Origin of the sequence: Nocardia donostiensis, from assembly GCF_002081715.1 — a bacterium.
In the GTDB taxonomy this organism is placed as follows: Bacteria; Actinomycetota; Actinomycetes; order Mycobacteriales; family Mycobacteriaceae; genus Nocardia; species Nocardia donostiensis.
Genome location: NZ_MUKP01000044.1, coordinates 25822 through 38126, shown reverse-complemented (window position 1 = coordinate 38126; position 12305 = coordinate 25822). Strand labels below are relative to the sequence as shown.

At 65.0% G+C, this 12305-nt stretch carries 13 protein-coding genes; all 13 read right to left on the bottom strand.

The window, feature by feature from the left end; translation table 11 throughout:
• Nucleotides 1-455: 455 nt before the first annotated feature.
• The 13 genes from murA to B0T44_RS21870 all read right to left on the bottom strand — a co-directional run bounded on the left by murA (nt 456) and on the right by B0T44_RS21870 (nt 12252).
• Complete coding sequence (murA, locus tag B0T44_RS21935; RefSeq protein WP_077119577.1) at nt 456-1715, bottom strand: UDP-N-acetylglucosamine 1-carboxyvinyltransferase; 1260 nt, start codon at nt 1713-1715, stop codon at nt 456-458.
• 177 nt (nt 1716-1892) lie between these two features.
• Complete coding sequence (locus B0T44_RS21930) at nt 1893-2519, bottom strand: cob(I)yrinic acid a,c-diamide adenosyltransferase (RefSeq protein ID WP_077119579.1); 627 nt, start codon at nt 2517-2519, stop codon at nt 1893-1895.
• A 39-nt stretch (nt 2520-2558) separates the two neighbouring features.
• Complete coding sequence (locus B0T44_RS21925) at nt 2559-2981, bottom strand: DUF2550 domain-containing protein (protein ID WP_077119581.1); 423 nt, start codon at nt 2979-2981, stop codon at nt 2559-2561.
• Nucleotides 2982-3208: 227 nt separating this feature from the next.
• The gene (locus B0T44_RS21920; RefSeq protein WP_077119584.1) at nt 3209-3586 is read right to left on the bottom strand and encodes a F0F1 ATP synthase subunit epsilon; all 378 of its coding nucleotides are present in this window, start codon (nt 3584-3586) and stop codon (nt 3209-3211) included.
• A gap of 6 nt (nt 3587-3592) precedes the next feature.
• Nucleotides 3593-5041: a F0F1 ATP synthase subunit beta gene (gene atpD / locus B0T44_RS21915; protein WP_077119586.1), complete on the bottom strand. Its 1449-nt coding sequence runs from the start codon at nt 5039-5041 to the stop codon at nt 3593-3595.
• A gap of 34 nt (nt 5042-5075) precedes the next feature.
• Nucleotides 5076-6047, bottom strand: a complete 972-nt coding sequence (locus B0T44_RS21910; protein ID WP_077119589.1) for a F0F1 ATP synthase subunit gamma — start codon at nt 6045-6047, stop codon at nt 5076-5078.
• A 61-nt stretch (nt 6048-6108) separates the two neighbouring features.
• Complete coding sequence (gene atpA / locus B0T44_RS21905; protein WP_077119590.1) at nt 6109-7746, bottom strand: F0F1 ATP synthase subunit alpha; 1638 nt, start codon at nt 7744-7746, stop codon at nt 6109-6111.
• 60 nt (nt 7747-7806) lie between these two features.
• Nucleotides 7807-8616: a F0F1 ATP synthase subunit delta gene (locus B0T44_RS21900; protein WP_077119787.1), complete on the bottom strand. Its 810-nt coding sequence runs from the start codon at nt 8614-8616 to the stop codon at nt 7807-7809.
• Nucleotides 8617-8635: 19 nt separating this feature from the next.
• Nucleotides 8636-9196: a F0F1 ATP synthase subunit B gene (locus B0T44_RS21895; RefSeq protein ID WP_077119593.1), complete on the bottom strand. Its 561-nt coding sequence runs from the start codon at nt 9194-9196 to the stop codon at nt 8636-8638.
• Nucleotides 9197-9201: 5 nt separating this feature from the next.
• Nucleotides 9202-9447: an ATP synthase F0 subunit C gene (locus B0T44_RS21890; protein ID WP_077119595.1), complete on the bottom strand. Its 246-nt coding sequence runs from the start codon at nt 9445-9447 to the stop codon at nt 9202-9204.
• 75 nt (nt 9448-9522) lie between these two features.
• Nucleotides 9523-10299, bottom strand: coding sequence for a F0F1 ATP synthase subunit A (atpB, locus tag B0T44_RS21885; RefSeq protein ID WP_483869942.1), 777 nt, complete (start codon nt 10297-10299; stop codon nt 9523-9525).
• Between the two features lie 319 nt (nt 10300-10618).
• Nucleotides 10619-11077 carry a Cg1360 family ATP-synthase-associated protein gene (locus B0T44_RS21875; protein WP_077119600.1) on the bottom strand — a complete coding sequence of 153 codons (459 nt, stop codon included), beginning with the start codon at nt 11075-11077 and terminating at the stop codon, nt 10619-10621.
• A gap of 11 nt (nt 11078-11088) precedes the next feature.
• Nucleotides 11089-12252 (bottom strand): MraY family glycosyltransferase, encoded by a 1164-nt coding sequence (locus tag B0T44_RS21870; RefSeq protein WP_281254055.1) that lies wholly within the window; start codon nt 12250-12252, stop codon nt 11089-11091.
• Nucleotides 12253-12305: the final 53 nt, after the last annotated feature.

Below are 12305 nucleotides of genomic sequence, written 5' to 3'. Positions count from 1 at the left end.
GCCGGAAAATAGCTGACAAAAAACATCCAGTCCCTCACACGGGGGTATGAAGAACCGGAAACCAAAAACATTTGGCACTGACATTCATCGACACACTATTGAGTTCTCAAAGAACACACGCACACACGATCTCGCGGGTTTTACGCCGCTTGATCCATGAGGCTCTTTACAGCTTAGCCCACTCGCGCTTCCAGTTGCAAACTGGGCGCCCGATCGAGCTCGTGTGATCGTCAGGCGCTCCTCGTCCTACCTCGTTTTCCCGGCCTGTTGGCTTAGCGTCTCCGCTCAGCTCCTCGGCTCCGGGTCGGTGTCCGTGTCGCTCTGACTTGGATAAAGTTACGTGCCGCTATCTGCAATGTCAAATCGCCTGGTCAACCCCAGTTTTTGCGACACTCGTTCGTTCGCGTTCCGCGCACCGTAGGCGGCGATCCGCCCCATTCCGCGACCTGTCACCGTCAATCCGCCGCACCGACCCGCTCGACTTGCCCGCCGAGCGCCTGCAGCTTCTCCACGAACTCCGGGTAACCGCGGTCGATATGGAAGACGTCGTGCACTTCGGTGGTTCCGTCGGCGACCAGGCCTGCCAGCACCAGGCCGGCGCCCGCACGGATATCCGACGACCACACCGGTGCGCTCGACAACCGGGGAATGCCGCGCACCACCGCGTGGTGGCCATCGGTACGGGCGTCGGCGCCGAGCCGGATCATCTCCTCCACGAAACGGAAGCGCGCCTCGAAGATGTTCTCGGTGATCATCGACGTACCGTCCGCGATGGCCGCCAGCCCGATCGCCATCGGCTGCAGATCGGTGGGGAAACCGGGGAACGGCAGGGTCGAGAAGTTCACCGCACGGGGGCGGTCTGCCTGCACCACCCGGAACCCGTCGGGTTCGAACGAAATGCGCGCACCCGCGGAACGCAGCTTGTCCAGCACGAGTGACAGATGTTTCGGATTGACCCCGGTGACCCGTACATCGCCCATGGTCATCGCGGCCGCGATACCCCAGGTGGCGGCAACGATGCGGTCACCGATCACCCGGTGCGTGGTCGGCGCGAGCCGCTCCACCCCCTGAATGGTCAGCACCGAGGTACCCGCGCCACTGATCTTGGCGCCCATCCGGGTGAGCATGTTGCACAGGTCGACGATGTCGGGTTCGCGCGCGGCGTTGTCGATCACCGTCTCGCCGTCGGCGAGAACCGCGGCCATGAGGATGTTCTCGGTGGCACCGACCGAAGGGAAATCGAGGCGGATCCGCGCGCCCTGGAGTTCGTCGGCGCGCGCGACCACACAGCCGTGCTCGATTTCGCTGGTCGCGCCGAGCAGACGAAGCCCGGCCTGATGCATATCCAGTGGGCGGGAACCGATCGCATCGCCGCCGGGAAGTGCAACCACCGCGCGCCGGCACCTGGCCATCAAGGGGCCGAGCACACACACCGACGCCCGGAACTGGGTCACCGCCGGGAAGTCTGCGTGATACTTGGGTTCGGCGGGGGTGTCGATGGTGACCACCGAGCCGTCGATCGCGACATCACAGCCGAGTCCGCGCAGCACATCGGCCATCAACGGCACATCGAGGATGTCGGGACAGTTCGTGATGGTGGTGGTGCCCTCGGCCAGTAGCGCCGCGGCCATCAGTTTGAGGACGCTGTTCTTGGCGCCCCCCACCGAGACCTCACCGACGAGCCTGTTGCCGCCAGTTACCAAAAACCGTTCCATGCCGCCTCTCCGCGTATTCGGCGCATCAGTGAGTGCAAGGATAGTGCGCTCTTGTCCTGCGGCGTTGTCCGCCGCGGAGTCGATGGATACTCGCTCGGCGTTTCGGTTGGGCGGTGTTCTGCCCGGCCGAGTCGCTGGATCGTCTGACGCGGTATCCATGGTTCCGGCGAAACCCGGTCAGCTATTGCCGATCCCGGCTTCGCCCGGCGTACCGGAGCCCGTGGTGTCGTCACGCTGCCCGCTACCGGGCTGCCACAGCACATCGCCGCCAGGGTTGGCCACCCTACTCAGGATGAACAGCAGATCCGACAGGCGATTCAGATATTTGGCGGGTAACGCGCTGGTGCGGTCGGGGTGTTCGGCCACCGCCGCCCATGCCGCGCGCTCGGCCCGTCGGACCACGGTGCGCGCGGTGTGCAGCAGCGCCGCCAACGGTGTCCCGCCGGGCAGAATGAACGAGTTCAGTGCCGGAAGATCCGCGTTGAACTCATCGCACCAGGTCTCCAGCTGGTCGATGTAGGACTGGGTGATGCGCAGCGGCGGATACTTCGGTTCGGCGACGACCGGGGTGGACAGATCGGCGCCCGCGTCGAACAGATCGTTCTGCACCTGCCGCAGCACCGCGAGCAGCTCCGGTTCCGGTTGCCCCAGCGCCACGGCGACGCCGATCGCGGCATTGGCTTCATCGCAATCGGCGTAGGCGACCAGTCGAAGATCGGTTTTGGTCACCCGCGAGAAGTCACTGAGACCGGTGGTCCCGTCGTCGCCGGTGCGGGTGTAGATCCGCGTCAGGTGCACGCTCACATGACCACCATAAACGCTCGCGGCCCGCGCGCACGGTCGTTAATGGCCGCGCAATCTGCGGGCCCGGTCCGAAGGACGGGATTCGACCCAGGACAGGAATGCGGCCAGCGAACCGCGGTCCAGCGCCAGCTCATAGCTGCCTTCCCTATCGGATACGGCGATGACCGCGATCTCGTCGGTCATGATGTCGTATTCGTCACCGCGGGGGCGGCGCCGCTCCCCGATATCGATACCGCGGCGCCGTATCACCGAATCGGGACCGAGCTTGAGGCTGGACAGCTTGTAGAAGACGAGCCGGTCCTCGTCGTAGCGGATCAGGCCGTGGCGCCAGCGTTCACCACCGCGCGCGGGCAGCACCCGCAGAATCGCCGCGGTCCCGCCGCGGCGCAGCATGATCAGCCGGTAGGTCGACGCCAGCGCCAGGGCGACCAGCACACAGACCAGAATGATCAGCAGAACCATTCCGGTGCGCAATGCCGTACATCCCTTCGTTCAGCGGGCTTGTTCATCCGAGCCCGCCGGCGTGCATCGAATCCGCGGTCATTCAATCACGAACCCGAGTCTACAAACGGCCCGGGCATAACCGGCGCAATCGGTTCGGTTAACGGGACAGCGATCGGCACGGCCGACGGCGAGGAAATTCTCACCGCCGGCCGTGCCGATCGAATTAACTTGTGACTCTCGGCCTATCAGGCGTTCGCGTTCTGCTCCACGGCGCGCACCCGGCCTTGCGCCGCCCGCTGCTCCTGCTCGGAGGCCCCTGCATCGGCGAGCACCTTGCGCGCGGCGTCGACATCGACCTCGGTGGCGAACTCGGCGGACTCCGCCAACACCCGCACCGAGCCCGCGGTGACCGAGAAGAAGCCACCGTGCACGGCCGCAACCACCCGCTGCCCTTCCGAGTCGACGATGGTCACCGTGCCGCCTTCGACCAACTGGCCGAGCAGCGGCTCATGGCCGGGCAGGATGCCGATCTGCCCCTCAGTGGTCTGGGCGCTGACGAACGACGCCTGGCCCGACCAGAGCCGCCGTTCGACGGCGACGAGATCAACTGTCATTTCCGCCATCGGTGACTACTTTCCGGCGATCTTCTTCGCGGCCGCCTCGACGTCGTCGAGACCACCGCAGCTGTTGAACGCCTGCTCCGGGAAGTGGTCGAATTCGCCCTTGCAGACCCGGTCGAAGTCGTCGACGGTCTGCTCCAGCGGAACGACCGAACCCTTCTGACCGGTGAACTTCTCGGCCACGATGAAGTTCTGGCCCAGGAACTTCTCCAGGCGGCGAGCACGGCCGACCAGGACCTTGTCCTCTTCGGAGAGCTCGTCCATACCGAGGATGGCGATGATGTCCTGCAGTTCCTTGTACTTCTGCAGGATCCGCTTCACCTCGTTGGCCACCGCGAAATGCCGGTCGCCGACGATCGAAGCCTCCAGGATACGAGAGGTCGAGGTCAGCGGGTCGACGGCAGGGTAGATGCCCTTCTGCGAGATCGGGCGGGAAAGCTCGGTCGTCGCATCCAGGTGGGCGAAGGTGGTCGCCGGGGCCGGGTCGGTGTAGTCGTCGGCGGGCACGTAGATGGCCTGCAGCGAGGTAATCGACCGGCCGCGGGTCGAGGTGATGCGCTCCTGCAGCTCACCCATCTCATCAGCCAGGGTCGGCTGGTAACCGACGGCCGAAGGCATCCGGCCCAGCAGGGTCGACACCTCGGAACCAGCCTGGGTGAACCGGAAGATGTTGTCGATGAACAGCAGCACGTCCTGGTGCTGCACGTCGCGGAAGTACTCGGCCATGGTCAGGGCCGAGAGCGCGACGCGCATACGGGTGCCCGGCGGCTCGTCCATCTGGCCGAAGACGAGGGCGGTGTCCTGGAGGACGCCCATCTCTTCCATTTCCAGGTGCAGGTCGGTGCCCTCACGGGTGCGCTCACCGACACCCGCGAACACCGAGGTACCGGAGAATTCGCGAGCGATACGGGTGATCATCTCCTGGATGAGCACCGTTTTACCGACACCTGCACCACCGAACAGGCCGATCTTGCCGCCCTTCACGTACGGGGTCAGCAGGTCGATGACCTTGATGCCGGTTTCCAGCAGTTCGGTCTTGCCTTCGAGCTGGTCGAACGTCGGCGGCTTGCGGTGGATGCCCCACTGCTCGCCGTCGCGACCGAGGCCGGGGCTGTCGAGGCAGTCGCCGAGGGCGTTGAACACGTGGCCCTTGACGACGTCGCCGACCGGCACCGAAATCGGCTTACCTGTATCGGTGACCTCTGCGCCACGGACCAGGCCGTCGGTCGGCTGCATCGAGATGGTGCGCACAATGTTGTCGCCGAGGTGCTGGGCGACTTCGAGAGTCAACGTCTTGGCGACCGAGCTCAAGGTGATATCGGCGTTCAGCGCGTTGAACAGGTCTGGGATCGAACCCCGCGGGAACTCGACGTCCACGACGGGGCCGATGACCCGGACGACGCGGCCTGCGGCCGCACCGGTCCGGCTCGAGTTGTCTTGGGTGACAGCTGCGGTCATTGGTTGGGTTCTCTTCCTGCTGGTCTGAGGGCGCTTAGTCGCGGTCCGAGCTCGCCGCCAGTGCGTTCACGCCACCGACGATTTCGCTGATTTCCTGCGTGATGTTGGCCTGGCGCACCGAGTTCGCCTGCCGGGACAGGTTGCTCGCCAACTCGTTGGCGTTATCGGTGGCTGCCTTCATTGCGGTGCGCCGAGCCGCGGACTCGGATGCCGCTGCCTCGAGCAACGACGCATAGACACGCGTATTGATGTACTTGGGCAGCAGGGCCGCCAGCAGCACATCGGCGTCGGGCTCGAATTCGTACTGCGCTTTCGCCACGGCCGTCGGCGAGTCGCTCATCATGTCCGCGCCCATGTCGAAATTCTCGTCGACGAAGCTCACCTGGATCGGCGCCAGCCGGCGCACCTCCGGCGTCTGCGTCAACATCGACACGAACCGGGTGTAGACGATGTGCAACTCGTCCACGCCTGCGATGTTGCCCGTGCCATTGGGCGCGGGCACCTCGCCGCCGGAGCCGGCCATGAAGCTTTCCACCAGGTGGTTGCAGGCGGCCGAGGCATCGGTGTACTTCGGCTGCTGCGAGAACCCGGTCCACGACGCCATCGGCGTGCGGTTGCGGAAGGTGTAATACGTCAGGCCTTTGTTGCCCATGACGTAGAGCACCGACTCCTTGCCCTCGTCGCGCAGGGTGGTCATCAGTTCCTCGGCACGTTTGAGCACGTTGGAGTTGTAACCACCGCACATACCGCTGTCACTGGTGATCACCAGCACGGCGGCGCGGCGCGGGTTCGGCCGCTCGGTCAGCAGCGGATGCGCGAGGTTCTTCGACGCGCTCGCCAGCTCCGAGACGACCTTGGTGATCTCCTCGGAGTACGGCTTGGCGGCCGCGACCCTGGCCTGGGCCTTGGTGATACGCGAGGTTGCGATCAGCTCCTGGGCCTTGGTGATCTTCTTGATCGAATTCACACCACGAATGCGGGAGCGCAGTTCACGCAAACTTGCCATCAGCGGTTCACACTCCCATCATTCGCGAAAAAGACATCGGAATAGCGCATTGCTCGTCCGGTTACTTCTCGACGTGCTTGCGGGTGACCGACAGCGACTCGACCTCTTCGTGCGCGAGCTGGTCGGCGTCGGCCTCGTTCACCACCCGGCTACCGTCGGAAGCCAGGAAGCCCTGCTTGAACTTCTCGGTCGCCGCCTTGATCTGCTCCGCGGCCTCGTCCTGGAGCACCTTGCCGCCTTCGATCGACTTGAACGCGTCGGCCGCGGTGCGGTGCAGGTCCTCCAGCAGGTCGCGGTTGAACCGGCGCACATCGGCGACTGGCACCGAATCGAAGTAGCCGCCGTCGACCAGGAAGATGGACACGATCTGGTCCTCGACCGGAACCGGCGAGTACTGGTCCTGCTTGAGCAGCTCGACCCAGCGGGCGCCGCGCTCCAGCTGAGCCAGCGAAGCAGCGTCCAGGTCGGAGGCGAACGCGGAGAACGCCTCCAGCTCGCGGTACTGCGCCATTTCCAGACGCAGGGTGCCCGCGACCTTCCTCATGCCCTTGGGCTGGGCGGCGCCACCGACGCGGGATACCGAGGTACCGACGTTGATCGCCGGGCGGACACCCTTGTTGAACAGGTCGGACTCGAGGAAGACCTGCCCGTCGGTGATGGAGATGACGTTGGTCGGGATGAACGCCGAGATGTCGTTGGCCTTGGTCTCGATGATCGGCAGACCCGTCATCGAACCGCCACCCATCTCGTCGGACAGCTTGGCGCAACGCTCCAGCAGGCGCGAGTGCAGGTAGAACACGTCACCGGGGTAGGCTTCGCGGCCCGGCGGACGACGCAGCAGCAGCGAGATGGCGCGGTAGGCCTCGGCCTGCTTGGTCAGGTCGTCGAACACGATCAGAACGTGCTTGCCCTGGTACATCCAGTGCTGGCCGAGAGCCGAACCGGTGTAGGGGGCCAGCCACTTGAAGCCTGCGGAGTCCGATGCGGGAGCCGCGACGATGGTGGTGTACTCCAACGCGCCGTGTTCCTCTAGCGCGGTCTTCACACCGGCGATGGTGGAGCCCTTCTGGCCGATCGCGACATAGATGCAGCGCACCTGCTTGGCCGGATCGCCGGACTCCCAGTTGGCCTTCTGGTTCAGGATCGCGTCGATGCAGAGCGCGGTCTTACCGGTCTTACGGTCACCGATGACCAGCTGACGCTGGCCGCGGCCGATCGCGGTCAGCGCATCGATCGCGGTGATACCGGTGGCCATCGGCTCCTCGACCGGCTGGCGCTCGAGCACTGTGGCGGCCTGCAGTTCCAGCACGCGCCGCTCGTCGGACTCGATCTCGCCCAAGCCGTCGATCGGCTGACCAAGCGGGTTCACGACGCGGCCGAGGAAGTTGTCGCCGACCGGGACCGAGAGCACGTCACCGGTGCGACGGACCTGCTGGCCTTCCTCGATCTCGGCGAACTCGCCGAGGATGACCGCGCCGATTTCGCGGTCTTCGAGGTTGAGCGCGACGCCGAGGACGCCGCCCGGGAATTCGAGCAGCTCGTTGGCCATCGCGGAAGGCAGGCCGCTGATGTGCGCGATGCCGTCACTGGTATCGGTGACGACACCAACTTCCTCGATGGAGGTTTCCGGGGTGTAGCTCTGGGTGTAGCTTTCGATCGCGCTACGGATCTCGTCGGAGGAGATCGTCAGCTCCGCCATGTTCTTCCTGCTCTCGGGTGTCTGGACTGAATGTCGGGGGGTGGTGGTGCGGCTCGCGCCCTAGGTCAGCGAGCGGCGCAGCCGTTCCAGTCGGCCGGTGGCACTTCCGTCGATCACATCGTCACCGACGCGCACGACGAGGCCGCTCAGCAAACCGGGATCGACCTCGACGTGCACCGTCACGGGCTTGCCGTAGATGCGCTGCAGCGAGCCGGCGAGCCGCTCCCGCTGGTGCGAGGTCAATGCGATCGCCGCGCGAACATGCGCGACGATCTGCTCACGCCGGGCGGCGGCCAGGTCCGACAGTGCATCGAAGGCTGTGCCGATACCGGTCTGCTGCCTGGTCACAACCTGGTCGGCCAGGGTCTGGGTGATGTTCTCGGTCTTGCCCGCCAGCAGTCGGGACAGCAGTTCGCGTCTGGCCTCGGTGGGTTTGCCGCGATCCGACAGGGCCTGCTCCAGCTCGGGGCTGTCGGCGATGATCCGGCCGAGCCGGAACAGCTCGTCTTCCACCGCGTTCAGCCGTCCGCTGACGGCAGCCGATTCGAGCAACGCTTCCTGTCCGAGCAGCACCAGGGTGTCGACCAGGTCGGAGGCGCGGGACCAGTCCTGGGCCACCGCGGTGGTCAGCACCGCCTGTGTGGCGGCGCTGACCTTGCTACCGAAGACCCGCTCGCTCAGTTCAGCGCGCGCCGATCCCGGCACCGACACGTCCGCGAGCGCCACACGCAGCGAACGCTGGTCATCCAGCACGGCGACAACGGCGAACAGTTCGGACCCCGTCGCGGCCGCGGCACCGTCGCTTCCGGTCAGCGCGGCCCGAAGCGCCTCCCTGGACCGGGAGCTGGCCTCGCGGCTCGCTGCGTACATGCTTCTCACTTTCGCGTCGTTACCTTCCGACCCCGATGCCGGCATCCGACTTGTCGATCTCGTCGAGGAAACGTTCGATCGACGCTGCCTGCTTGGCCTCGTCCGTCACCGACTGACCGATGATCTTCTCGGCCAGGTCCACGGCGGTACGGCCGAGCTCGGAGCGCAGTTCGGTCAGGATCTGCTGGCGCTGGGCTTCCAGCTGGGTGTGACCGGCGGCGATGATGCGGTCGCTTTCGGCCTGGGCGTCCGCGCGCATCTGCGCGAGGATCTGCTGGCCCTGGGTGCGCGCGTCCTCGCGGATCTTCGCGGCCTCGAGCCGGGCGTCGGCCAGCTGCTGCTGGTACTGCTGCAGGGTCTGCTGCGCTTCTTCCTGCGCGGCTTCGGCCCGCTTCAGTCCGCCTTCGATCTTGTCGGTACGTTCGTCGAGCACCTTGTTCAGGCGCGGGGTCACGTACTTGAAGAAGAGGAAAGCGATGATCGCTACACAGACGATCGACCAGACAATGTCGTACGTCGCTGGGATGAGAGGATTCACATCCTCTCCTTCTGTCGCGGCGAGCAGTGTGAACTCGGTCATCGGAATCAGAAGATGAAGCCGGCGACGAGACCGATCAGCGCAAGCGCTTCGGTGAAGGCGATGCCCAGGAACATATTGGTCCGGATCTGGCCGGCCAGCTCAGGCTGCCGGGAGAAACCTTCGATCGCCTTACCGACGACGATACCGACGCCGATGCCCGGACCGATGGCGGCCAGGCCGTAGCCGACAGCGCCGAGGCCCTTCAGCGTCGACTCGTTGGCAGCTTCCTGGGCCAAGTACGAGAGGCTCATGAGTCTTCCATTCCCTTTCTGTTGCTCACCCGCCGGTCGGCGCGGTGCAGCAGGTCTCCTTGTGTGAGGTTTCGGTCAGTGTGAGTCGGCGTGTTGGGCGAGTCCGATGTACACGGCGGTCAGCAGGGCGAAAACGTAGGCCTGCAGGAAGACCACCAGCAGCTCGAACAGCGTGAATCCGAAGCCGGCCAGCAGCGAGAACGGCGAGAACACCTTCATCCACGCGGCAGCGTCGAAGAGGAAGAACTGCGTCGCGCTGAAGAACAGCACCAGCATGATGTGCCCGGCGAGCATATTGGCCATGAGTCGGACCGTCAGCGTGAACGGGCGGAGCACGAAGGTCGAGATGAACTCGATCGGAATCAACAACACGTGCAACGCGGGCGGAACATTCGGAACCACGATGCTGCTGCGCATGTAGGTCAGGAAGCCGTACTTCTTGACACCCACATAGTTGAAGGCGATGTAGGCGATCACGGCCAGCACCAGCGGCATGGCGACACGCCCGTTGGACGAAATGTTCAAGAACGGGATAACGCCGGAGACGTTGAGAAAGAGGACCGTGAAGAAGATCGTCGCAATCAGCGGAAAGAAACGGCGGCCGGTTTCCTTACCGAGCACTTCGTCGCAGATCTGCTCCTTGACGAAGAGCAAACCGATTTCGGCCACATTCTGCAGGCCACGCGGCACCAACCGGGGGCTGCGGAAAGCCAGGAACATGAGACCGATCAGGACCGCCGTCATCACGATACGGATCAGCACCAGCCGATCGAGTTCGAACGGCGTCCCCTCGAACAGCACCGCTGGAGGGAAGAAGTCGGTTAGCGATGGCGCGTGGAACTCCGCAGCCAAAGTGGTGACGCTCAGCGTTCTCTCCCGTGTTCGGGCCGCGGGTTCTTGTAGTTCCCGCGGTTCGATCGGACATTGACGATCAATGTGGGTCGACTCAGGTCGGCTCGATGTTCGTCAGAGCTGCGCGGAACATCCCGCTCGGGCGTCTGTACGTGTGTCGGCGACATTGTCGACATGCAGAACCGGAACTCATATAGAGCCCAGCACGGCAGCCAGCATAGCGGCAACCAACGGAAGCGGACCGACCTACCCCGGTGATAGTCGCTTGCTTACCAAGACTTTACCAAGTTATCTACGACAACGTGTAGGTGGGGGCGGGTCAATTCGGACCAGGGCCCGCATCGGTTCTTGGTTCGGACACCGTCACATAGGGAACTTTTTGCCGCAGCACACCGTAGGTCTCCGCGCCGAGCACGATGATCAGCGCCCCGACCACCGTCAAGAACAGCGCGACCCGGTTGTAGAAACCGAATCGGTTCAGCACCGCGATGACGATCAGCGCGACCAGCAATTTCCCCACCCAACTGACCAGCACGACGAGCCCGGCCGTGGTCGGGGGCAGTTTCGCCCCGAACAACACCACCGCAGCCGTGGTCAGGATGAACCCCCCGCCGATCGCCGCACCGAGCAGGGCGCCCCACAGCCCGGCCACACCGGATACCGCGGTGGCGACGACTGCTGCGAGCACGGTCAACACCAGCAGCCCGAGCAGCCCGTAGCGCAACGCCGCGCGCAGCGGGGCGTCGGGGCCGGAAACGGACGTCGGGTCGGAGCTCACGAGGCGCCACTCTACCCGGCGTCCGACGACCCGGGGGCCTCCCGTAGTGCCTGCTGCCGCCGCAACCCCGGAATAGCGGTCACGACCAGCGCGAACACCAGACCGCCCGCCATCAGGAGCACCACCAGCCTGCGATCCATCAGCGAACTACCGACCGCGCCGAAGGCAAGCACGCCGACCCACAGATAGATCAGCAGAACGACCCGCCGATGCGAATGCCCGATCTGCAGCAGCCGGTGATGCAGATGCATTTTGTCGGGAGTGGAGAAGCTCACACCAGCGCGTACCCGGCGCACGATGGCCAGCAGCAGGTCGAGCACCGGAATGAACATCACCGCACCGACCAGCAGCAGCGGTGAGAGCAGGCCGACGATATCGCGAGGACCGTATCCCTGCAGCGGAATGCGTCCCGACGCGCTGGTGGACACCGCGGCAAGCACCAGACCGATCAACATCGACCCGGAATCGCCCATGAAGATCCGCGCGGGCGAGAAATTGTGCGGCAGAAAACCCAGGCATGCGCCCGCCAGCGCGGCAGCGAGCAGCGCGGGCGGGTAGGTATCGACCGAGCCGCCCTGTTCGTTGAGCAGCCCGATGGAGAAAGCGAACACCGCAGCGGCGGCGATCAGGCCCAGGCCCGCGGCCAGACCGTCGAGACCGTCGACGAAGTTCATCGCATTGACCAGGGTGACCGCGACCGCGACGGTGACCAGGCCACCCTGCAGCGCGTCCAGCACCACCGTGGTGTTGTTGAACGGGTTGTAGATCACGTACCAGCCCAGGCCCATCACCGCCATCACCCCAGCCGCGGTGACCTGCCCCGCGAATTTGGTGAGCGCGTCCAGACCCCAGCGGTCGTCCACGATGCCGACCGCGACGATGATCGTCGCGGCGACCAGCACAGCCGAAATATCCGGTAAATAGTCGAAACCGCGGCGCAGCGCGGGCAGCTGGTGCGCGAACAACACCGCCGCAACCACACCGATATACATGCCGACCCCACCCATCCGCGGGATCGGTTTGACGTGCACATCCCGATCACGCGGGACCGCCACCGCACCGAACCCGATAGCCAGCACCCGGATCCCGCCGGTGGCCAAGAACGTGACCACGGTGGAGACCAGCAGGACCAGCAGCAGTTCACGCAGGGGGACGACCGCACCGATACCTGTCACCGCACCGACCGCCCGATCACTTGCGATACCGCCTGTTCATCCGATCCATCACC